We start from the raw sequence: 23,657 nt of genomic DNA, 5'->3' as shown, positions 1-23,657 counted from the left end.
TCGCGATCGGAATTTTTGGGTCGTGACCGGAATAATTAGGTCGTAATCAAATTTTTTTGATTAAAGCCCATTTGAAACAGCACAAAATACCTTTCACATATATATATTCATCAGAAAGGAAAAACCTATACAAAAACTTTGAAAAATTTTGCAAAATGTGAAAAAAGCCTGCAGTATGGACCTATTTGGATGAAATGAGTTTTGGAATAGGGCTTTATATGCATAAAAAAAGCGCACATTAATTTGTGCGCCTTTTTTTGGATTATTTTGAATCGATTTCTTTTCTGAGAGGAAACTGGTTGAAATACATCTTGTATACGTTGCCGTTTTCCTTTATTTCATATGACTGGAGTATGCTGTCTTTTTTCTCCATTATATCGTCCAGTGAGTTTTTGAGTTTCTTTTTTCTTATATTGGGCTTTCCTTCAAGGAATGACCTGGTCGAAAGCTCCCTTAGTGTATACTCCTTTTCAATAGAAGATACGTTTTTCTTTTTCTTCTTGTTGTTTGACATTATCTCAACAAGGTCTATTACGAAGGTCTTGTAAAGTATAGGTGAAAGCTCGTATTTGAGTGATGATATCTCCTCTGAATAAAGCTCCGTGTAGTTCTTCTCCAGAATTTGCTCTCTCAGCCTGCTGTCTATTTCAACTATCCACTCCTGTTCGCCCGAAGAATTGAATGTGGGCTTTTCTATGGCGTTTATGATATAGAAATTTCTGGTGATGTTGTTTGCAAGCTGGACAGTGTACATGTTCATTGAGAGATAAAACAGTGCCTTTTTTATCTTGTTGTAAAGCTTTCCGGAATTGCTCGAGTTCCAAAGGTTCAAAAGTTGGTTGAATGAAAAAGCTATCTTGTTTGAAGACTTGAGCTGGTCCCTTCCTATTTGGAGAACTCCTATGAGCACGGCGAGTTCAAAGCGGCCGAGTGATATAGGGTCTTTAGATGAGTCGAAATTGGTATTTAAAAATTCATTCTGAGACTGATTTGGAACAGTTATTGAAAGGTTGTTTTTAATATTCTTGTCAAATACAAGCGTTGTCTTTCCGTCCTCGAGCTCTATGATGTTCTCATGCTTAAATACCTCTATAGGGCTCACCCTGAAAAGCCCGTCTAAAAGAAGCCAGTTAGGTATTTGTCCGGCCTCGGTTTCCTTTATGTTTATGCTTGGATCGTCCTGAAGCTCACTAGTATTGACTTCTATGTCCACTTTGTTTTTAACTATCTCGTTGAGCACTATATAAGTGAGCTCTGACTGGAATATCAGGTTCTTTTGGGATTTTACGAGGTCGTCAACATAATAAAATGAAGAAAGGTACTGCTTTTTGTTTTTCATCCAGTCTTTTATGTGAAGGCTTCTGAGCTCCTTGAACTCATTCAGATAAAGGTCGGGCTTTTTGCTTAAATACTCCTTGAGTATATATTTTTTTGCGTTGTTCTTCTTGAAATAATCATCTACAGACTGCGCCCACTTCTTCTTGTATGTATTTATTTTTTTGAGGGCTGCCTTTAATTCCTTATCCTTTTTATACGTTGGCTTGTTTATTTCAGGAATTATGTTTTCAATGATGTATAGGGATGTATTTATGAGCCTCAGTATGTTTTCCTTCTGGGCGCTTGCAATTTCAGTCTTGCTCTTTACGCTTCCAAGTGAAAGCTTGTCTGAGATTTCATTATATACGGCACTGCAGTTTTTGTGTGGGAAATTTTCCCAAAGGAAGTAACTGAGGGGCTCGTATTCTTCCTTGTTTATTGTGTCCATAAGGTTAAAAAATATCATTTCATTATTTTGCATTTATCTTCTCTCCCTCTATAAAGAGATTATTAATCTTAAATACTAATATAGCACAAGCGGGGCACATTGTGGAACCATTTTGAAAAATAGGGCTAAATGCTATGTGAGCATTGGAAAATTAGTTGACATGTATATGAAAGGGGTATTAAGTTTAAAGCAAACAACAAAATATGCGTAAAAGTTATAACTTTGAGTTTTAAAAAAGTTATAACTATGGTATACTTGAAAAATAAGTTAAAAAATGTATATAGGGGGTCTTTAAATGAAGGGGAAGGTACTTTTTGAAAAAATAAGGAAAAGAAGGCTTGAGGTGGAGTTCACTCAGCAGGATCTTGCAAATGCCAGCGGGATAAGCCTCAGCCTTATAAAGGCGCTTGAGACTGGAAGAAGCGAGTCTGGAAAGGAAAACATCGAAAAAATAGCAAACTCGCTTGGCCTGGAGGTTGAAGACATATACATAGACGACTACAGGGAAACAAAGGTCATATCCATTGCAAACAACAAGGGGGGGTCTGGAAAGACATCTGTGGTGTCAGGTCTTGGATATGCGCTTGCCGACAAGGGATACAGGATACTTTTCATAGACGGGGACGCTCAGTTTAACCTTTCATACTCATTCGGCATGAGCATAGACCCGTACAAGAGCCTTAATCATGCGATAGTAAACGAGAGAGGTCTTGACGAGTACATCCAAAAGACTGAATATGAAAATATAGACATTATAATATCGGACTTTGACATGGCACTTATAGAAATGAAGCTTTTCACAAAGGTAATGAGAGAGAGCATAATGAAAAAAATACTAATGCCTGTTGTAGATGCGGGCATATATGACTTCATAATATTCGACACCAACCCGACGCTTGGAATACTTAATTTCAACATACTCAATGCGTCGAATTATGTGGTGATACCGGTTGAGCTTTCGAGCTTTGGAATAATAGGACTAAACACCATAAGGGACTATATAGAGGAAATAAAGACATTCAACACGGGGCTTAGCCTTGCGGGAGTGCTTATGAACAAGGTGGACAAGAGGGAGAGCATCACTGAGGATGCGCAGGAGGTGCTTAAAGAAACTTTTGGGGATATAGTCTTTAAAAGTTATATATCAATAGATACAAATATAAAAAAGGCGCAGTGGGACAGGCAGCCGCTTGACGTTTTCAAGAAAAATGCAAGGGCCAACAAGCAATTCAAAAGCTTTGCGGAGGAGGTAGCGAAAATTGTCAAGTAAAAGCAGAATAAACAAGGGACTAGTAAATGAATTCCTGTCCGCCACTAAAAAGGCATCTCCCCAAAAGGACAATATGAGGATAAGGCAGATAGAGGGAGACCTTAACATACACGAACTTAGCATAGACCTTCTCATAAACGCACCAAGCGATTGGAATTTTTACAAGCCCCTAAACGACAATAAAATGGAACAGCTCATAATGTCCATAATGGAAAATGGGCTTTTAAACCCAATAATAGTATGGGAGACTGAAGAGGGGCTCAGGTACATGGTGCTTTCAGGTCACAACAGGCTTGAAGCACACAGGAAGATATACGAGCAGACGGGAGATTCAAAGTATCTCAAAATACCGGCATTTATAAAGGCGAAGGACGAGATAACTAAGGAGCAGGCTCAGGAGATAATAATAGATACAAACTGGGTTCAGCGTGAACTGACCGCTATGGAAAAGGCAAAGTCAATACTTAAAAAATACGCCATAGTGGACAGGGACATATCAAGCAGGAAAAAGAGGAAAAGGGACATAATCTGCGAGGACTATGGGCTTAAGGGAAGACAGGTTGAAAACTACTACAAGCTCAACTCTCTTACAGAGGAGTTCAAGGGAATGCTTGACGAGAGCAGGATTACAATAAAGTCGGGTGTGAAGTTGGCTCTGTTTGATCCTGAAATCCAAATGTGGATGTTCCAGAACTTTAGGGGGATGCTTGACTACAAGAGGATATCAAAGCTCAAATCGGGAATGAACAAAGACGACATTGAAAAGATATTTGAAGTGGAAAAGGAAGAGGAAATGGTTACCATGAAAGTTCCAAAGAGCCTTCAAAACCAGATAAAGGAGATAATAAAGAATTATCACGAGAACTCAAAATAGATAGCTAAAACATTAAATGTAGCGGAATATTTGAAGATTGCTGGCGTTTTACTGAAATAAGAACATGCAAATCAGTAATATTATTTAATAGGAAATAGTTATATGTGACTAAAATAATAGATATGATGAAGAGTGGAGTATTTCAAAAAATTAATCCATGCAAAAAAATTGGGCAGTTGGTGTTTTGGGCACCAGGTGCCCAGTTTTTTTTGCATGAAGAGCTTAATTGAAAAGAATGGATTTACTATTCACATAAATTACATAACTATAAAATAACAAAAACATAATGAGATATTAACAATCAATTGTTAACATAAGTCTTAAAGTGATAGTAATGTAAAATAAAAGGCTTGATCAGCATATATTAACAAATATAATCAAATATTAAAAAAACATTAAATTTAGAAGAAACATATTGATTTTACAAGGGTTATAAAGTATCATTTTTCACAGGCTATGTAGAAAATCTTATCAATTTCGCGGCAGAAATAATTTTCATTAAATTTTTTTTTGATATACCATATAAATTGTTGAGAAAGTATGGAGTTTGGCACTATAATATAATGGTGCTGTATAAATATAAAAAATATTAATAGGGGGTGTATATGGGATGAGAATTTCCAATAGAAATTCAGTAAAAGGTCAAAAGAGAAGCTCAAGCATAAAAAGAAAGCTCGTGGCAATGATACTGGCAGCAGTTATAATTCCTTTGGCAGCATTTGGCTACTATTCGTATTGGACTGCCTTCAATATATTGGAGGAGAATATCGAAGTGAGCTCAATGCAGACTATACAGGAAAGCGAAAGATATGTCGACCAGTTTCTAAAGAACATGGAGCTGGGCGTGGTTCAAATGGCAAACAGCAAGGAGTTAAAGAGTTTCAGCGAGGAAGAGGCTTACAGATTGTTTTCGGGAATTCAGGAAAACAATAAGAGCATAATGGGGGCATATTTTGGAGATAGTCAAGGAAATATGCATGTTTGGCCAAAGGAAGATGTGAGCGCAATGGATACAAGGACAAGGCCATGGTACAAAAAGGCACTTGAGAATCCAAATGACGCAGTCTGGACAGATCCATATGTGGATGCGACTAGCGGAACGCTTGTGGTTACTGTGGCAAAGGTTGTAAATGGATATGACGGCAATATGAGCGGTGTGGCGGCAATAGACCTTGAGCTTTCAGAGCTTTGCGAGTATACGGATTTAACTGGCATAGGAAAGACGGGAAGCATATTCATAATGGATTCCAATGGAATTCTGATTGCAGGCCAGGACAGAAGCCTAATAGGTAAGGACATTTCAAATCTCCAGTTCTGGGATGACGCAAAATCGTCAGAAATGGGATACTCGGATTACATAATGGATGGGGAGAGACATTTTGTGGCGTATCATACAAGCAAGAAGACGGGTTGGAAGATAATAGGCCAAATGGATGAGATGGAGCTTCTTGAAGACACTGGCAGTATAAAAAAATCGGCACTTGTAAGTCTTATCATAGGGATTGTGCTTGCATCAGGCGCAGCAGCGATAATAGCACATATGATTTCAAAGCCACTGTTTGAAGGCGTGGGCCATATAAGGCGTTTCTCAAGCGGGGATTTCACTGGGGAGCTGAGTGAAAAGTTTTCAAATAGGAAAGATGAATTTGGTGAGCTTGCCCATTCAATAGAAGCTTTGAAAAATGATATGAAAGGGCTTATAAATGAAGTTTTAAGCTCATCCTCATCGGTAAATGAATCGGCAGTATCGTTAAGCAGCATTTCGGCTCAGTCGGTACAATCTTCAACTGAAATTGCAAATGCAATAGAGGAGATTTCAAGGGGGGCTGAAAACCAGGCAATCAGCACTCAGCTTGGAGCTACGAGCATGGATCAGATGGCATTTGTCATGGAAGTGGTAAATGGGGAGTCAAAGGATATGTATGACATATCACGAAGTGCAGGAAAGCTTGTGGCGGAAGGAACTCAGGTTGTAAGGGAGCTCTCGCAGAAGAACAAGATAAGCAAGGATTCTTATGAAAGTGTAAGCAAAGTTGTGATGGAGGTCTCTCAAAATGCAAAGGGGATAAGCGAAATACTCGATGTGATAACGGCAATATCGGACCAGACAAATCTGCTTGCACTTAATGCCAACATAGAGGCTGCAAGAGCCGGCGAAAATGGAAGGGGATTTGCGGTTGTCGCGCAGGAGGTCAGAAAGCTTGCGGAAGAATCGGCCGATGCCGCTTTGAACATAAAGAAAATGATAGAGGACATACAGGAAAAAACCAACATGGCTGTAAAGGCCGTTGTTGATACTAAAGATGCCATACACGACCAGGACAATGCAGTTGAGAGAACCGACAAGATATTTGAAAAAATATCAGAGTCCATGGAGGAAATAAAGTCTAAAAACAGGGTCATAAGAGACAAAAGCTCAGAAATGTCTAATATGAAAGATGATATAGTTACCATGATGGAAGGGATAGCGGCCACGGCCCAGGAGTCGTCGGCCGCATCAGAAGAGGTTACCGCATCGACTGAAGAGCAGCTTGCCTGCATGGAGGAACTTTCCGAAAATGCAAAGAAGCTGGAGGAAATGTCGGGAAATCTGGAGAATTCTGTTCACAAATTCAAAATATAAAAAAAGACATAAAATTGTGTGATAATAGGGCTTTGAGAACAGGAAACATAAATTAATATGAATTTTAAAATGCGTATCTCCTGATTGGCGAATTAAGGCCAATCAGGAGATACGCATTTTAACGTCCAAAGAGCCTAATAGCCTTCATGCAGGAATCTTTTTATCTGGGATATGCCCATTCCTTCAATTCCTATACTTCCAACCTTTCTGCCGATTTTGAAATAGTCTTCACCGTTGAGTGCGGAGGCAAGAGTTATTACGGAATCCATCAAAGGAGTGCTTATGCCGATTTGGGAGGCTATGCTTGAAAAGAGGACCATCGAGTAGGGAACATCCTCGGTCAGATATCTGCTTTTGAGGTCTTTAGGACCCTTAAAAAGAGGATTGAACACTTTGTCCCTGTAGCTCTCATATAGGGTGTCTCTTTTGGGGACATATCCCATCAAATGAAGCCTTTCCTTTACTGGTATTGTTTTGTAGCCAAGTTTTCGGCATATGAGCTGTCTTTCAAAATCTATCTTTTCAACAACGCGGGCAACGGAAGGGGTTATTCCCTCCTTGTAGTGATAGTGCTCTCCATTGCAATATTCTATTTTCCCGGCATTGAGTATCACTGGGGCGACATGCGATATGGGGTTTCCATTGTTAAGCGAGCTTTCAAGCACGTCGCTTACAAGTTCAACAGCAGGATAAACGGAAGAAACAAGGGCATGCATTTCGTGATTGTACTTTGCGGGGAAAGCGGCAAAAAACATTTTTTTGCATTCAAGCATTATCTCTACATCCTCAGGTCCTGTTTTTCTGGCCGCGTAGGGAAGAGTGTGCATCTCTGCGATTTTGACGCCTTCAAGCTTTCCCATTTCATGAAGCATCCTGGCCACTAAAAGCGCTCCTCCACTGCTTCCGGGTGTGAGTACGATTTTATGGCCACGTCTAATGTGAGGGGCTATGTCAAGCGCAAAATTCTTTTGAGAGTATGCAGGAATCACAGGCATTATTATGTCTGCATCGCTCAGGGCCTCAGAAATATCAGTGGTGACATTGTGGAGTTTTGCATGGCCATTTTTGCCGGCTCCGCTTAGACGAATGGTCTTTGAACTCAGCAGCTGCTCAATATTTTTTTTATGACCTTCATCGGCATATAGGGTTATTTGATGTCCTGAAAGCGCAAGATCTGCCGCAGCAGCATAGGCTCCATTACCGCCGCCAATTATTGTGATTTTTTTCTTCAATTTAAAAGATCCTCCTGTCTATATGTTGATTGAATTAAATGATGAATTGATATAAGGCCTAAGTGAATTTCTGAGGAACATTATGAATATGTCTTACTATAAATATACCCTATTTTAAGCTCCATTACTTTAAAAGTGAAAATGCTTTTTTCGACAAATAAACGCATAATTCGGTTAATGTACTTATTATTAAATTACTAAATAGAAAAAGATTTTTAGTGTATAATATATAATGAGGCTTATAAACTATTTGAAATGTTGAGGTATAATAGTAGAGTATTATGTGTAAAAATGCAATTGCGATACTGTGAATATAGATCAGCAGGGCAAAATATCCACTATATAAATATCCAGATATACAATACAGGTATATCGGCTATGTAATAGATTTGTGAAACGCAGACTACAGGAGGGACATCAGATATGAAACTTGCAGTACTTTCGGAAAAATGTGAAGGAAAGGTATTAGCCAAGCCGGTATATAACAGGCATGGGCAGATAGTTTTGAATACAGGAAGGCCAATATCGAAATATTCAGTGCAAAAGCTTCTGGAGCTGGGGATAAACAGCGTATATGTTGAAGAACTGGGGACTGAAGATATAGTCGTAGAGGATCTAATAGAGATGAGAAAGAGAATTGAAGTGTTAAATGAGATGGAGAGCATATTTTCTCAAGCCGCATCAAAAAAATATTTTAGTGAGGAAAAGATAAGAGGGCTTATAAGAGAAATAATAATGGGCATGTCTATATCTGAAAAATCAGTTCTAGACGCAAATTCTATAAGAAATATTGAAAACACCATATGCGTGCACAGCCTGAATGTTGCCATACTCTCAACCCTGGTTGGGATTCATATCGGATATAATTTTGAAAAGCTCTGTGAACTTGCGCTAGGAGCTCTTTTCCATGACATAGGAAAGGCAGTAGCAGACGGTGAAGATCACACAGAGAAGGGGTTTGAAGTACTTAGAGGAATAAATTCGATAAAGGCAATAACTGCTATAGGGGCCCTTCAGCACCATGAGCACTGCGATGGAGGAGGATATCCTAAAAAGGCGCAGTCAAAAGACATACATGAATTTTCAAAGATAATAGCCATTTGCAACGAGTACGACAACCTGGCATCCATGCAGGGAATAAAGCCTTCCGAGGCGGTGGAGAGAATTGTTGCCCAGACTCCGTCGAGGTTTGACGAAAAGATAATAAAAATATTCAAGGAGAATACTTATATATATCCGACTGGGACTGAAGTAAGGCTGAGCAATGGCAAAAGAGGGATAGTGTGCAATCAGAACAAGAACATGCCTTCAAGGCCTATAGTAAAGACAAAAGAGGGACACTGCAATCTAATGGAGGAGCTTACAATATTCATAGAAGCAGCATAGTAAAAGAAACTACTGCACAATGAAATTGCAACCTGGCAGAGATGGGATAGAGGTTTAGACTGTAAGTGTTAAAGGTATAATTAAAATGTATATTATGAATATATTATTTTGAAAGGAGTTGGGATAATTGCCATCATCACATGAGATAGACTACAAGATATACGGTGACGACATGCAGTTTGTGGAAATAGAGCTGGACCCTCAGGAAAGCGTAATAGCGGAGGCAGGCGGAATGATGTATATGGAAAATGGAATAGAGATGCAGACCATATTTGGAGACGCATCTGGAAAAGAGGCGGGGGGCCTTATGGGCAAGCTTCTTGGGGCTGGTAAAAGGGTTCTAACGGGTGAGAGTCTTTTCATGACTGTATTTACAAATGAGGGAAAGGGAAAGCAACATGTATCATTTGGAGCCCCGTATCCAGGAAAGATAATTCCGGTAGACCTTACGCAGTACCAGGGAAAGATAATATGCCAAAAGGACGCTTTTTTATGTGCTGCAAAGGGAGTTTCAGTAGGTCTTGAGTTTCAAAAGAAAATAGGAGTGGGCTTCTTTGGCGGCGAAGGTTTTATAATGCAAAAGCTTGAAGGAGATGGGCTGGCGTTTCTTCATGCGGGTGGAACAATAGTAGAGAAGGAGCTTGCATATGGAGAGAGCCTTAGAGTGGATACCGGCTGCCTTGTAGGGTTTACAAAGGACGTATCATATGACGTTCAGTTTGTAGGAGGAGTGAAGACCGCATTCTTTGGAGGAGAAGGGCTTTTCTTTGCGACGGTCTCAGGTCCGGGAAAAGTTTGGATACAGTCTCTTCCATTCAGCAGGATGGCGGACAGGGTCTTTGAAGCTTCAAGAAAAGCAGGCGGGGGACAGTCGAAAGATGAAGGAAGCGTTTTGGACACGCTTGGTGGAATAGGAAAGTTTTTCAGTGGAGACTAATACAGGAGTATGCGGATGAAACTAAAAATAAAACTGGGCACTCGGTGCCCAGTTTTGTTTTTTATCATACAATATGATTTTAGTTTGAATAAATTTGAGCATATTTTCAGAGATTTGACATAAGGACTGTTATGGGAAACTTCCTAAAGCACTAAAAACTGAACTCCTTATTTTGATTTTAAGACTATTTTTTTGAAGTCATAATAGGGATGGCCTGGAAAAATGAAAAGCGGCAGTTAGGGGGCATTAAAGCCTTTAAATGACATTTTGAAAAAAGTAGTGTCGTATTAGTTTAAGGGAAAAGAGTTTGGGCACTCGGTGCCCAAACTCTTTTTAGGTAAACTAGATTTTTTAAATGTCCTAAAAGAAAATGCAGGGGCATGTTTTCTTTGAAATAAAACTCAAGTTACTTGGGATTCCTTTTATTTTGTGATAATCGAGACTGCTGCTGAGTATAAGGAGGTTTTTAATATGAACATAAGCACTGAAACATTCATCGTATTGGATTTCGAAACCACAGGGCTTAGCCCTCAAAAAGGCGACAAGATAATAGAGATAGGTGTGACAAAAATAGAAGGCGGCGTGCTTTTGCGCCCTTATTCCAGATTTGTGCACCCCAAAAAAGAAATTCCATACTATATAACGCAGATAACAGGCATTACAAACGCTAATGTCGCAAATGCACCCGTCATAGAGGACATATTGCCCAAATTCCGCAAATACCTCTCAGACAGTGTCTTAGTGGCTCACAACGCCTCGTTTGACATGAAGTTCTTAAACATAACGCTCCATGCAAACAACATGAAGCCTGTTTCGAAATACATATGTACATTGAATGCATTGAGGAACTTAAAGCGAAAAGGACTATACGATGCTTCGAGCTGTAAGCTAGATGTTGCCTGTGATTATTTCGGCATAGAGCAAAAAAGTCATCACAGGGCCGGAGATGACGCTTATGTGACTGCTCAACTTTTCCTAAAGATAGCAGAGCTTGATACATCCGTGCTGCAGGTAGAGGAATTCTAGGATTAACAAACTGAATGCAGGATTTGTTCCTCATGGAAGACGCCAAATATAATATGAACTGTATAGTTAGCGGATAAAACGAAATGTGGTGTACCAAGGGTTAACGAATAACAAGAGAAAGAAAAATCATAAAAATGGTAATGTATAAAGTATATGAGAGACATTGCTTATAAGGTGAGTCAAGGTATCAACATAGAAATAGCAAGATAATGAGTTACTAGTGACGCTCACAGGAGGAGGATTTGATTTGTTGAATAAAGCAATAGAAATTGCAAACAGAGCTCACGCAGGACAGGTTGACAAGGCGGGAGAGCCATATATACTTCACCCTTTAAGGGTTATGCTGTCAATGAAGGATGAACTTGAAAGAATATGTGCAGTATTACACGATGTAGTTGAGGATTCTGACATTACATTTGACAATCTCCGCAAGGAAGGATTCTCAGAAGAAGTGATTAATGTATTGGACTGCCTAACAAAGCGCGATGGAGAAAGCTATGATGATTTTATCGACAGAGTCATTATTAACAAAATAGCATGCCAGATCAAGCTTGCAGATCTGTACGACAATATGAATCTATGCAGAATTAAAAATCCGACTAATAAAGACAGAGCGAGAATCGAAAAATATAGAGAGGCTGCAGACAGAATTTTAAACAGTCTTCTATGAGTGACGATAGGGAGTTGAGTAGATGAAAATAATTTTAAGTCGAAAAGGATTTGATTCGGCATTTCCAAACGGGAAGTTACTTTCATTGCCTATTCCAGATGAGAATGCAGGGATTACATATGGACAGTTGAGAATCGGAGAAAAGTCATATTTGGATGTTGTGGAAAATCTCTTTAACAAACATATAAAAATAGAAGGAAAAATTATGAAGAATTTTTAACCCGGAGAATAAAATTGATGGCTGATAAAATCAGAAAGTATTATTTGAAGTTATAATATTGTATAAAGACGCATGCTTGTTAGTATGTGTCTTTTTTATGAAATTTGCTGTAAAATGCTAGAATAAACTAGCTAAGGGTATTTATGGAATATGTATTTAGTGAATATTTTAGAAAAGGTAGACTAGATTATTTTAATAAAAAGAAAGATGGGATGTAGATATGAAAAATCTTAAAGAAGAATTAGCCGCATTGAATTCTAAGTAAAAGAAGGTAGTCAGTGATATAAAGAACAACATAGTGTTGTTAGCCTCAGCGGGCACAGGAAAAACAAACACTCTGGCATTGAGAATAGCAAAAATCATAGACACCAGCAAAGCTAATGCCGATGAAATACTGTGTCTCACATTTACAAACAGAGCCTGCAAGGAGATGAAGGAAAGGGTAATATCAATGTTGGGAAAAGAAGGGTTGGACATTACAGTTAGGACATTTCACAGTTTCTGTTTTGATGTGATAAAAGCTGAGGGGAAGAAAAAGTCGGATGTGTCGTTTGATTTTATCATATTCGATGAGCAGGATTGCATGGAAATCATCGAGGAGCTTAGGTATGGCTTTAGTGCAGCTTCAATTCAAAAAATCATAGACCTGATAAAGCCTTTATGCATTGATTTGGATACAACTGATTATAAAAGAATAATTACTAGTCTAGATAAAAACCACAGAGACAAGCTAAAGGATTGTTGTAAGGACGAGAACTACTGCATAGATTATGAATTATATAATTCTATATTGGGAGAAGGTCACATCCTTATAGAAGAGTACAACTCAATTTTAAGCGAAAGACATGCGCTGGACTTCAATGACTTGCTGATAAATGCATACGATTTGCTGAAGGACCATAATACAAAGAGTATTTGGAGCAATAGATACAAATATATACACATAGACGAGGTACAAGACACGAGCACCAGGGAGTATAAAATAATATCAAAACTTTTTTCGAATAACAATGTGATGATTTGCGGGGACTATTATCAGACTATATATTTGAAAGGATAAAAAGACTGAAAGCCGACGAAGATCACAAGATAGCCGTGCTGACACGCAATAACAGAGTCAATATTGCATTAAGCGAAGTATTTGATAATAGAAATTCTAAACTATCACGCAAAGAACAGATTCCGTTCTTCTTGGTGGATGAATTTAAGTTCTTTAGGAGACAGGAGATAAAGGATATTTTGGCATACTTGAAATTCATATCGAATAAATACGACAACAACAGCTTGAAAAGGATTTTGCTGAGGTTTGCAGGCGGAATTGGAAGGAGAACAATTGATTTTTTTGACGAGGAGACCAGTAGCAATCTCGGGTTAAGGCTTATTGACATGGTGGATGAGAATACTCACAGCTATAAGGACCCGTACCAGCCTCTTGTCAGTAATTTGCATAAAGGAAATGTGGTAGTATTTGATGTCAAGGCAACGGGACTAGACACATTAAAGGACGAAATAATTCAGATAGCAGTTGTGAAAATTGACATAGCAGGGAATGAGGTTGGAAAATTTGAAAGATTTCTAAAGCCCAAAATGCCAGTGGGAGATTCGGAAATAGTACATGGATTCAGCGACGATTTTCTGAAAAAGAACGGGGAGGATAGCCATGCAGTGCTGAAGGATTTTTTAGACTTCATAAAAGATTCCCTGTTGGTTGCTCACAACATTGGCTACGATTTGAATATATTGAAAAGTCAGGTGAGCAGGCTGGGATTGACTGAACCTCAGATTGCAGATTATTTTGATACTCTTGATATCGTAAGAAGATTTCATTCAAAGCTAGAAAACCACAGACTCGAAATGCTTTGCAAGGCTTTCAAGACATCCTCAAGAGCAGACCACAATGCAATGAATGACATAATGGCGACAAAGGAAATATTGCTGAAAATGGTCAAAGAAGACATAGAACCTAAAATGACAGCGAGGTCTATAGCTTATAACAAGCACTTGAAAAAGTTTGCGATGTTATGGTGTATAGTCATTTGAAAAGCATATATCAAAACATGATAGATGATATAGAAGAAATATTCAGAAGAAAAAATCTAGCTGATAAAGATTATCTGCTCGATTATGAAACAGAATATTTAACTCAATATGTTTTCGACAATTATTTTGACGAAGCTGACATTGAAATCGGGTATAGGAAGGAAGACATTGAAGATATTCTTCGATTTTATGCATTCAAAGGAGAGAAGCCTGCTTTTATTGAATTCAAGGAAAAATATCAATATGACCTTAAGAAAGTAGCTGAATATATCTGTTACCAGCGTATGGATCCATATGGACAGGCAGAGTATATTAGCAAGTTGTGGGATGAAAAAGATAGTAAATGGAAACAAATACAAAAGCAAGAGAAGGTGGGACTTTCATATAGATCATATAAAACCAATATCAAAAGGCGGGCTTTCAGAACCTGACAATTTGCAGTTACTTGAGAGATACTTGAATATGTTGATGGGCAATAAGGATAAGGATGAATACATGGAAAAAACCGGACTTAAAGGTGTAATTACTCCAAATGCTGACAGTCACCCATTTGAAAAGATAGAAATGCTAATGAGAAGCGGGAATTTAGAAGAAGCAATTGAATTGTGCAGTGAAAAGATTGAAATCGATCCTGAAGACGGTGAATTGTATGGTTTTTTAGGCGACATATATTTCATTAAAGGAGACTACGACAATGCTTATAAGAATTATGAAATAGGCTCTGTTTAAAACTATTGTTGAAAATTAATATTTTTGAAGTTTTTGTTGGGTGAGGGTATAATAAGAACATATATTCGTTTCGAAAGGAGTTCTTACTATGCCCTCATATGCTTCTGTAATGGACGATATCAAAAATCTAAGTCCCTCGGACAAAGAGAAATTAATCAAATTCTTTGAACAAGTGATTACTTTTGGAGCCCACATCGACGGCGTAGCCGATGAAATCAAGGAAAGCCGTTTTTCAAAGGGGAAAGTCTGCCCTCATTGCGGACACCACGAAGTATCAAGAAATGGCAAGTATAAGCCAAGTAACTCTTTTGAATACAGACAAAGATACATATGCAAGAACCCCGACTGCAAAAAAACTTTTACTGACTTTACAAGATCTCCAATATATTCAAGCAAGCGTTCTATGAATAAATGGATCATCTACGCGAAGTGCATGATTAATGGCCTGTCTCTACGAAAATGCGTTGAATATGTCGGAATAAGCTTGCCTACAGCTTTTTACTGGAGGCATAAGCTACTCGATGCCATAAGGCTTTTCATGGGGAAGGGTATAGTTGGCGGCATTGTCGAAGTGGATGAAACTTATTTTGCAGAAAGCTTTAAGGGTAATCACAAGAAGAGTAGCACTTTTAAAATGCCTAGAAAGTCCCGAAAGCGCGGAAAGCAGTCAAATGTAAGAGGAATATCTAACGAGCTGGTATGCGTTGTCTGTGCGATTGACCGCGTTGGAAACATCTTTGCTGAACTTGCTTGCAAAGGCAGGATAAAGACTTCCAACCTTGAAAGAATGTTTAACGACAGCATTGAAGAGGACTCAATACTTTGCACGGACTCTCACCCAAGCTACATAAAATTTGCTAAAAATCTTGGCATAGAGCACCAGCAAATCAAGTCAGGCAAGCATAAAGAGGGTATATATCACATACAGCATATAAATGCGTTCCACAGCAGCCTTAAGAACTGGATTGCTAGGTTTAAAGGTGTTGCCACAAAATATATCGTGAACTACCTCTACTGGTTCAAGTGGCTCCAATTTTTCAAGAATGAAAAGGATACCATCAAAAGCAAAAATTTCATCGTACATTCCAGTGCAGCTCGCTCAGACACTAAAATAGCAGATTTCAAGCACAGAAGACCTGTTTATGCTTAATAGTAATATATTATGCGTTCCAAATTACTTCCCGTTTATTGTTATATGTGGTAGGATGGTGGCGTAATAGTAATATACAATAAATTAAAGAGGGGGCATTATGAATGAAAATCCTTAAAATTGAATGGAAACACCTTGCTGTCGCTGGGGAAACTTGCGACCGTTGTTATGACACAGGTGAGAATCTGGTTCAAGAAATAAAGAGATTGAACAGAACTTTAAATCCAAAAGGCATTGAAGTTATACTGATTGAAACTAAGATGGATGATTCTCAAACTACACAATCAAACAGTATTCTATTTAATGGAGTTCCTATTGAAGAAATTCTGAATATAGAAGTATCCGAGAATTATTGTGATTCCTGCTCGACTTTGTTAGGAACTAAGACATACTGCCGAACAGTAACATATGACGGTAATGAATATGAAGATATTCCTGCAAAAGCCATTCGCCATGCAGCATATAAAATATTAGGCATTGAAGAGATAAAAACAGAAGAAAAGTCAGGATGTAGCTGTAATTGTAATAATTGTTGCTAACACAAAATCAATATTCTATATAAGAAAATTACACAATAGAAATATATTACGAATTAGAGGGCGGTTGAATAGTGAAAAATAATGTAAAAGCACTACTATTACATTTAGTTATTGTAGGAGTCTCTTTTATCATTTTAATAATATTTGTTGGAACTGCACCTACGCTTGGCAAATATACTACTAATATAGTAATGAGAGTCCCTTTAGCAATAGTGTTGATAAGCCCTTATGTATATGTGGGGACGCTTTTAGACACTAATATAGATAAAAAATATGATTTTCTTACTGGAAGTATTATTGTGATTATTGGAGCTGGGTTATGGGCATATGCTTTTTTAGCGACTGGTAAAATTTCACATAATCTACCTGAAGAATTAAGTATATATTGGATACTATTCAATGCTTATCATACTCCATTTACTATGATTTATTTTCTTTTAGGTATTCCTAAGACACCTTTACTAGGACTGCTTACAAATTTGTTTCCCTCTTTGCTTATAGGTACGGGATTATCATATAAAAGGTTGCGAATGTAGCGAAAATATATATAAGGTTAGAGTCGCAATTTTTTTATGTCGCACAATAGTAATATTATTGTGCAACTCATTGCAGAAAAACTCAAAACAAGATGAATGAAGTATTAGAAGTTGCGCTAGAAAATGAAAAGCTGGCGATGATAATCCACTGCAAGCTTACATAAGGCATAAATCAGAAAGACAGAGCGGTAAGTGGCCAGAAATGCGAAAGGGAACTCAAAAGAATGTCTAAAATACTATAGGTGAAATAGCGAAGCCGGGGAATCCCCGGCTTTTTAAATACTTTTTGTTATAAATTATATACTATATAGACATTCTAAAACCTTGAAGGAACTTTGGATTTCCCGATTTCTAGTTTGCTCGGATAAGTAGCTACTAAATCTTCTATCCCTACTAATGATAAACTATTAAGATTACACGGACCAATTCCTATACTCTTAAAATATTCAGGGTTATTAAGTTTCAAGGATATATATGGAATTAAAGCACCATTAAAAACTCGATATTTTTGAATTTTATTCAATTTGAGAGGGTTACTCCCCGCCGGCTTTAACTGTATAAGAATCCTATACTCTTCTTCATTATGATAACTAGAATGCTTCATAAAAGGTATAAAGTCAACAAGCAAATCTAGCATCTGTTTTACATCTTTTCCATTTTCTATTAAAAAATTGATTTCTTCCAAGAGTAAATCAAATATTTTGATTTGTTTATCTTTGTCATAAAGTACATAGTTAGCTTTAATGATATGTTTAAAACTTACTTTTTCATGAGTATTTATTTCTACGCATTTTTTACCTTCGGATTCGGTAAAATTGCTATTTTTAAATGTTTTTTTCTTTATATATTCTAAATTTGCAAGATCAGCCACTAATTCAGGTGATACGCCTATATTATAACCATCATTTTTACCGTAATAATTCCACATAGGTAAAGAATCTTGATTACCCGATAAGCAGAACACATATATATTATCAAACAGCCCTTTATCTCTCGCGCTTTCGAAACTTTCTTTGAATTCTCGCCTATCTTCTTTATTCAATTTTGAGCATTCTAATCTTTCTAAAAATAATTTTGAAGCGTAATCAATTTCCGATAAATCGTTCATGAAGTTTGATTTTGTAACCCAAAAAGTTTGATTCTGCATGATACTTGCTAGAACATTAGCAGATGTATAATGATATAAATTTCCTTTTGGCAAACATATACAACGATTATTCAAGTTGCTGTTCCAAAACTCTCTAATTTCTTCATTTTTCATAAAATCTTCATATCTAGTCATATGCCCCTCCTATATTTTGAAAAATTAGTAATATACACTACATTCGATAATACCACTTTCCCGAACCCCTTACAATAAAATGCCATTTTTACTATATTTATCTTTCTAGGGCGTGAATTGAATGTCAAAAACAATGTATGGAGAAATGTCGACATGGAGCAAAACTATGAGCACTGGAACTATAAGAACTGCTATGGAAAGAGCTAGTGCGGAAATATATCTTAAGGATATTTACATAAAAGGCGAAATATACGATTTTCCCATTACTCGGATATGAGCAATATGGAGTTACTGATATATATCTAATGATAAGTATAATTTTTTCATAATAATAAAGCGGAACTATGACATGGACTGATTTTTTTAAGCACCAGTCGATTCGAGATGAAATTAGAGAAGAGTATGAGGAAAAGTGGTCATTCTAGCTTGATTTTTTCGAAAAAAAGGTATATTATGTAGTCAAATGAAAACATATAATTAAGGTATTTAAATCTTGATGCAGCAGTCTCTTCGGATACCGCTGATATAGTTAAATGAGAACATATAAGGTATTTACATGAAAAATAAGACCGTGCTAAAAAACATGGTCTTATTTTTTTGAAATCTTTACTTTTTCCCGTCAAACACATGGGTAGAAAATCAAAAAAATTACCCATGTGTTTGACGGGAAAAAGTACCCATATAAATCATTTGATCCATCATATATCAATATTGCACTTGATTTTTACAACATTCTAAATACGCCGGATGTGTTCCGATTACATCGGTACGGGCATCATGGCACATAGCCTCGCGGCCCCATATATCCAACATCCTTTCTTTCAACTCCTTCCGGATGCCAAGATAATCAACGACATCTTTCAGTATAGGCCATTTATATCCGCTACGCGCCTGCGGAAGCTTAAGGATATTCGCGTAGTAAAGCATTGTGCAGAATAATTTCCGGTTAATTGCACCCCACAGTATATGTATATACACTATACCCTATCATTGTACTTCATAAAAAAGGACTTTCTTTGTTCTTCATTCATACCCTCGAGAAGTTCAGCTGCCTTCGCTAATCCTTTTGCCAAATTTTCAAACTGCATAGGAGTTGCAGTTAGAGATGTCTTAAGAAAAAAAGATTCATCCATTTTATCTATCTTATCTATAAGTTCCTTTCTTCTTTGCTCTCTTATTTCTTTTTCACTTTCGATATTTCCCAAAGCTTTTTTTGCTGGTTCGAGTTCTTTTTTTTCAATCAAAGCCAAAACCTTCGATAAATCTTCACTTTCTTTTTTATCTGCATCATTTTCTAGTTTGATTAACTCATGTTTTGTTGAATTCACTCTTATTAGTTCGTTTTCAATTCCCCGAATCATTGTTTCAAAACTTTTATTCTGAATATTTGATTGAGTAGATTGGTTAAATGCGTATATAATTGCTACTACTGCCAAAGCAATGGAAACACCGCTGCCTACGAGAGATATCAAATTGATTATTTCCCCGTTATCAGCTAATTTAATTGACAGACTTACAATCCAACCAAGTATTAATACTCCACATAACCAAAACCAATCTCGATTACTCCATTTCTTTAACACCCCTATTACCCCCTTTACTCTTACCAGTATACTCCAACTTCGAATTTCCGGGTACAATTTTTGGCACGAAAGGGTTTGTTTTTTTAACAGCGATAAAGCAACAATGTAATATGCTGTGTATTTAAGTATTAATAATCTAATAAATAAAGGCTAATAGTTAGCCTGCTCCTTACTATGTTTTCCGAATGATTATTTCGCCTTTATTTTTTTAAACTCGAAAAACAGTCAGCTCCTACAATCGATTTGGTGGTATTTGGACACTATCTATGTCCATGAGAAAAGACCAGCCTAAGCTGGTCGGGTATACATCTGTATACTATTTTAAAGACTTGATTGTTGTGATTTCTCAATTTCACCAATAGTAAATATATCCTTGTGGTATCTTTGTTCCAGCATTTTGGTTAATTTTTTTCTATTATCTAAAGACCGTGTGTTATTCGAACTCTTGCCCCAATACAATGTAATATCATGGATAGTGGCAAATAGGTTTTGATGTGCTTGGTCCCATTCTTTAATTTCTAGTGGTGCAATATCTAAATCTGTTGATTTGAAATACTCTTTATCAATCAACTCAAGAGATTTTTTTATTCGTTCACAGAATTTAAGTTCAGTATAAATTCCAGCATTAAACTTTTCAAAGTTGCTAAGAATTTTTTCGAATTCATTCACCATGTTTACTCTGATTTTTTTAATCTCATTCTTAACTTCTATCGCCGATCCAGTATTATTTTCAATAAATGATTTAAGGGATGAGTAAAATGTGCTAAAGCTAAAGTGTATGTCATCTTGAATCAGCGCTCCATCATTCAGTCTATACCAATGGTCTTTATCTTGGCCATCCTCCACCCAAGTTGCTCTGCATAAGAAATTACCATTTAGATCAACTTCGTCTCTAGCGAAATAAATCCATACGATTTCAGCTTTTTTCCCTTTTAGAATTCTTTTTGATTTGTCATTTGAATAGATTTCGAGGCCTCGAACACGACTAACAATGTCCTTTGTTATTCTAGACAGTTCTTTCAATTCGCATGCTTTTTTAAGTATTACTTTTACGGCATACCTTTTAGTTATCCCGAAATGCGAGGGCTCAACAGTTACAATGATATAGTCATCACATTCAAAGTTATAATCTCCTGGAATATACGGAGTGTACTCTGCAACCTTAAAGCGAATCGTTCCCCCGATATTCGACATGAATATAGGTTGTTGCTTGTATTTATTATTTGTCCTTGTCATCCAAGCATGGTGATAAAATAATGTTAATTCTTTGATGTCTCGGAGTGTTTTCACTCCCTCACGAATAATATACTTATCCATAATTGCATTTGAAATAAAATGAGTAAATAGGCTAATGTCCCCTTTCTCTGGATGGCCATATGAAACTTCATTCGATAAACTAGATGCAAATATTGCTATCCCGCTTCCGTTGAAATTTCTTACGGTGTCCTCGAATTTTAATTCTATCTGTCTGTTATTTTCTACACCACCTGCATAACAACAGTCTAGAATTACTATTTTTGATTTAGCCCTAGAATTTTCTAGAACTCTAATAATTAAATCTGTATCTATCAAACCATCTGAAAATAGCAACCTATGCTTTCCTTCGATTATGCCTCCATGGCCTGAAAAATATAGGATTAAATTTTCATCTTCGTTTGTTTCTTTGCAAAATTCTATAAAACCATCTTCAAATTTTCGTTGACTAACCCTACCTGTGCTACCCATTTTTTTTATTTGTGAAGCCTCAATATTCAATCCATTGCTAATTGCATATTCCATTGTATTAAGATCATTTATGCAAAATGGCAAAGGGCGTTGACCACAATCATTTTCACTAACCGTCACCAAAAAAGCTTTATTTTTATTCATCTTTTCGTCCTCCTAACCGAACTACTGACTGAATCCTACTTTTATTGAGTTATTCATTTACATGCTATTCCGCATAAACTCAAAGGGCTTATGATCAAGTATCTACATGCCTTCTTCCGAATGCACCCCTATTGCTTTAAATAAAATCCATTTGCCGCGCGGGATGCATCTTTCTTGCTCTAGCCCATTTCATAAGCATTATCGCTAATAATAGTATCCCATACTGGAATCATATTCCGGTTTTGGTATTTGGTATATTTACCATATAAGTATATCATAGGTTGCATTCGTATATTTAAAACCATCTGTAAATGTGATATATCGCGGATTAGAAAGTCCTTGAATTAGGCTTCAAAATTTTTTGTTACCATGCCCAAAAAAGGATAAAAATTGTATTAAAGGATTGACTTAGTATATAGTACTATATATACTAAATGTGACGATTCACCCTGACCTTAGGGCAAAATTTAAATAATTTTCTATATGAAATAATATTTCTGAAGAAGGGAGATTTTAAAATGTCAGAAAATAATAGTTATTCAAAAAAAACAATTTCCAACAGAGAAGATAAAGCTCTTAAGAGAAAAGTGGAAGTGAAAAAGCCCCCTCAAAATTCAAACCCGCCAAAAAATAATTAAACTTCGGAGGACTAAATGTCAGAAAACAACAACGAAAAAATGTCTAAACATGAGAAAATCGAGAAATTTTCATTGAAAAGGAAAAAAGAAAAGAAAAAACAAGACCAAAATACACGATCGGATGACAATAAAGAATAATGAGTTATAATTTCGACGCATATAAAAAAGGTGCCAAAGATACTAGCGGCCGAACAATCGAAGAAATCATTGATCATGTTGAAAATCGTTACATATTATATTTTGCAGAGGGCGACTATATAGATGCACAATTTCACGAAGGTGAAGATTCAGGAATAACCTTTTCACCTGAGTTCGAGCAACTCTTAGCTGATATTGATGCTTTGAATTTCGAAAATAAAAAAGAAAATAGCTTTATCCGGCAAAGGATTGCAGATGCAGTTGTAAAAGAAATTCGTGGATATGATGAAATAGCTTGCTCTATCTTGAAAAAAATTGCAAATCCACCCAAAAGCATATCCATAAAAAAAGATTCACTCAACTTTCTTACAAGCGCAGGATTATGTACAGGATTATTAACTATTTTTACCCTTTTAGCATATTTCGATAAACTTCCACTTGTCACACTATCAAAAGACGGTTCAATTTCTTTTAAATTTAATAATTTAGAAAGTCTTTTGAAAAACGGTTTATATTGTGTCGAATTTAGCGCTTTAGGAAGTCTTTTGTATCATTTGAGAAATATATACAAAAATGTTGATTTAACTACAGTTTATCCCATTCGCCAAGGTTTCATAGCTTTTATTCAATCTTCTTTAAGCGGAATTCTTATTTACACAATTATTCTATCCGATCTTATGCTAGGAGCATTTAAAGATAATGTTGCTGCCATGGTTGTTATAAGTTTTGTCTCAGGATTTAATGAAGATATCCCATTACAGCTAATTGCTAAAATATCTAAAACTATAAAATAAAAAGAACAAAAAGAGAATTAAAGGAACCTCTTCTGAACTGACCCTTGTCAAGTAGACAGATAATTAAATAAAAATTTATGCTATAAGTGCTTTGTTCCGATATTCTATCGGAGCTAAGCACTTTAGTCTTTTTTGAAATCGTCTTTCATTGTAAAATACTATGTATTCCTTGATTTTATCAACTAAATCATCAAGCGATTTAAAGATTTTCCCATAGAACATTTCAGACTTTAGAATGCCAAAGAATCCTTCCATAGGACCATTGTCGATGCATTTGCCAACACGTGACATACTTTGGATCATTCCTGCGTTTTTAATCTTGCTTTTAAAAGCATTATTGGTATACGAGAACCCTC

General features: G+C 36.6%; 23 protein-coding genes. 17 read left to right on the top strand and 6 right to left on the bottom strand.

The features are described from left to right. Positions 1–262 precede the first annotated feature (262 nt). Positions 263–1,783 (bottom strand): hypothetical protein, encoded by a 1,521-nt coding sequence (locus BUQ87_RS08630; RefSeq protein ID WP_207647180.1) that lies wholly within the window; start codon positions 1,781–1,783, stop codon positions 263–265. Positions 1,784–2,060: 277 nt separating this feature from the next. On the opposite strand from BUQ87_RS08630, the gene BUQ87_RS08620 reads away from it, so the two are divergent. The 3 genes from BUQ87_RS08620 (at position 2,061) to BUQ87_RS08610 (ending at position 6,532) form a co-directional block, all read left to right on the top strand. Further along, positions 2,061–3,035 (top strand): AAA family ATPase, encoded by a 975-nt coding sequence (locus tag BUQ87_RS08620; protein ID WP_077216482.1) that lies wholly within the window; start codon positions 2,061–2,063, stop codon positions 3,033–3,035. After that, on the top strand, positions 3,025–3,909 hold the full coding sequence (locus tag BUQ87_RS08615) for a ParB/RepB/Spo0J family partition protein (RefSeq protein ID WP_052636001.1): 885 nt from the start codon (positions 3,025–3,027) through the stop codon (positions 3,907–3,909). The genes BUQ87_RS08620 and BUQ87_RS08615 overlap by 11 nt, the downstream gene beginning before the upstream one ends. Positions 3,910–4,519: 610 nt before the next feature. Next, positions 4,520–6,532 carry a methyl-accepting chemotaxis protein gene (locus BUQ87_RS08610; RefSeq protein ID WP_038263180.1) on the top strand — a complete coding sequence of 671 codons (2,013 nt, stop codon included), beginning with the start codon at positions 4,520–4,522 and terminating at the stop codon, positions 6,530–6,532. Between the two features lie 134 nt (positions 6,533–6,666). Here the strand turns inward: BUQ87_RS08610 and BUQ87_RS08605 are convergent, their stop codons facing one another. Continuing rightward, positions 6,667–7,764, bottom strand: a complete 1,098-nt coding sequence (locus tag BUQ87_RS08605; RefSeq protein WP_038263182.1) for an NAD/NADP-dependent octopine/nopaline dehydrogenase family protein — start codon at positions 7,762–7,764, stop codon at positions 6,667–6,669. 423 nt (positions 7,765–8,187) lie between these two features. Here BUQ87_RS08605 and BUQ87_RS08600 point away from each other — a divergent pair, with 423 nt between their 5' ends. From BUQ87_RS08600 to BUQ87_RS08550, 12 genes are all read left to right on the top strand, one after another. Beyond that, positions 8,188–9,150, top strand: coding sequence for an HD-GYP domain-containing protein (locus BUQ87_RS08600; RefSeq protein WP_038263185.1), 963 nt, complete (start codon positions 8,188–8,190; stop codon positions 9,148–9,150). 127 nt (positions 9,151–9,277) lie between these two features. Further along, positions 9,278–10,087: a TIGR00266 family protein gene (locus BUQ87_RS08595; RefSeq protein WP_038263188.1), complete on the top strand. Its 810-nt coding sequence runs from the start codon at positions 9,278–9,280 to the stop codon at positions 10,085–10,087. Between the two features lie 471 nt (positions 10,088–10,558). Beyond that, entirely contained in the window at positions 10,559–11,113 is a 555-nt protein-coding gene (locus tag BUQ87_RS08590) for a 3'-5' exonuclease (RefSeq protein WP_038263190.1), read from the top strand. A gap of 247 nt (positions 11,114–11,360) precedes the next feature. After that, positions 11,361–11,783, top strand: coding sequence for an HD domain-containing protein (locus BUQ87_RS08585; protein WP_038263193.1), 423 nt, complete (start codon positions 11,361–11,363; stop codon positions 11,781–11,783). Between the two features lie 22 nt (positions 11,784–11,805). Beyond that, positions 11,806–12,003, top strand: a complete 198-nt coding sequence (locus BUQ87_RS15410; protein WP_038263196.1) for an Nmad3 family putative nucleotide modification protein — start codon at positions 11,806–11,808, stop codon at positions 12,001–12,003. A gap of 298 nt (positions 12,004–12,301) precedes the next feature. Then, complete coding sequence (locus tag BUQ87_RS08575; RefSeq protein WP_074210081.1) at positions 12,302–13,063, top strand: UvrD-helicase domain-containing protein; 762 nt, start codon at positions 12,302–12,304, stop codon at positions 13,061–13,063. Continuing rightward, complete coding sequence (locus BUQ87_RS08570) at positions 13,024–14,043, top strand: 3'-5' exonuclease (protein WP_074210080.1); 1,020 nt, start codon at positions 13,024–13,026, stop codon at positions 14,041–14,043. The genes BUQ87_RS08575 and BUQ87_RS08570 overlap by 40 nt, the downstream gene beginning before the upstream one ends. 17 nt (positions 14,044–14,060) lie before the next feature. Then, a complete protein-coding gene (locus BUQ87_RS15405) occupies positions 14,061–14,474 on the top strand; it encodes a hypothetical protein (RefSeq protein ID WP_207647186.1) in 414 nt (137 codons plus the stop codon). Continuing rightward, complete coding sequence (locus tag BUQ87_RS15825) at positions 14,371–14,772, top strand: HNH endonuclease (protein WP_038263197.1); 402 nt, start codon at positions 14,371–14,373, stop codon at positions 14,770–14,772. Before BUQ87_RS15405 ends, BUQ87_RS15825 begins: the two co-directional genes overlap by 104 nt. Before the next feature lie 88 nt (positions 14,773–14,860). After that, positions 14,861–15,922, top strand: a complete 1,062-nt coding sequence (locus BUQ87_RS08560; RefSeq protein ID WP_038263198.1) for an IS1595 family transposase — start codon at positions 14,861–14,863, stop codon at positions 15,920–15,922. A gap of 104 nt (positions 15,923–16,026) precedes the next feature. Next, positions 16,027–16,461: a DUF2703 domain-containing protein gene (locus BUQ87_RS08555; RefSeq protein ID WP_038263200.1), complete on the top strand. Its 435-nt coding sequence runs from the start codon at positions 16,027–16,029 to the stop codon at positions 16,459–16,461. A gap of 71 nt (positions 16,462–16,532) precedes the next feature. Then, positions 16,533–16,997 (top strand): hypothetical protein, encoded by a 465-nt coding sequence (locus BUQ87_RS08550; RefSeq protein WP_038263202.1) that lies wholly within the window; start codon positions 16,533–16,535, stop codon positions 16,995–16,997. Positions 16,998–17,313: 316 nt separating this feature from the next. On the opposite strand, the gene BUQ87_RS08545 is transcribed toward BUQ87_RS08550, so the two are convergent. The 3 genes from BUQ87_RS08545 to BUQ87_RS08530 all read right to left on the bottom strand — a co-directional run bounded on the left by BUQ87_RS08545 (position 17,314) and on the right by BUQ87_RS08530 (position 21,731). Continuing rightward, positions 17,314–18,279: a DUF2971 domain-containing protein gene (locus BUQ87_RS08545; RefSeq protein ID WP_038263206.1), complete on the bottom strand. Its 966-nt coding sequence runs from the start codon at positions 18,277–18,279 to the stop codon at positions 17,314–17,316. 977 nt (positions 18,280–19,256) lie between these two features. Next, the gene (locus BUQ87_RS08535; RefSeq protein WP_038263212.1) at positions 19,257–19,862 is read right to left on the bottom strand and encodes a hypothetical protein; all 606 of its coding nucleotides are present in this window, start codon (positions 19,860–19,862) and stop codon (positions 19,257–19,259) included. A 321-nt stretch (positions 19,863–20,183) separates the two neighbouring features. Then, on the bottom strand, positions 20,184–21,731 hold the full coding sequence (locus tag BUQ87_RS08530) for a caspase family protein (RefSeq protein WP_038263215.1): 1,548 nt from the start codon (positions 21,729–21,731) through the stop codon (positions 20,184–20,186). Positions 21,732–22,384: 653 nt separating this feature from the next. Here BUQ87_RS08530 and BUQ87_RS15670 point away from each other — a divergent pair. Together BUQ87_RS15670 and BUQ87_RS08525 are read left to right on the top strand one after the other, a co-directional pair. Beyond that, entirely contained in the window at positions 22,385–22,507 is a 123-nt protein-coding gene (locus BUQ87_RS15670; RefSeq protein ID WP_278309048.1) for a hypothetical protein, read from the top strand. Then, the gene (locus tag BUQ87_RS08525) at positions 22,507–23,301 is read left to right on the top strand and encodes a hypothetical protein (protein ID WP_038263218.1); all 795 of its coding nucleotides are present in this window, start codon (positions 22,507–22,509) and stop codon (positions 23,299–23,301) included. The genes BUQ87_RS15670 and BUQ87_RS08525 overlap by 1 nt, the downstream gene beginning before the upstream one ends. A 75-nt stretch (positions 23,302–23,376) precedes the next feature. Here the strand turns inward: BUQ87_RS08525 and BUQ87_RS08520 are convergent. Continuing rightward, the coding region (locus tag BUQ87_RS08520; RefSeq protein WP_143182439.1) for an IS3 family transposase at positions 23,377–23,657 on the bottom strand (281 nt) is incomplete at its 5' end.

It is taken from the genome of Peptoclostridium litorale DSM 5388 (assembly GCF_900141635.1).
GTDB classification, from domain to species: Bacteria; Bacillota; Clostridia; order Peptostreptococcales; family Peptostreptococcaceae; genus Peptoclostridium; species Peptoclostridium litorale.
Note: the sequence above shows the minus strand (reverse complement) of the source record. Positions and strands in the feature narration are given on the sequence as shown.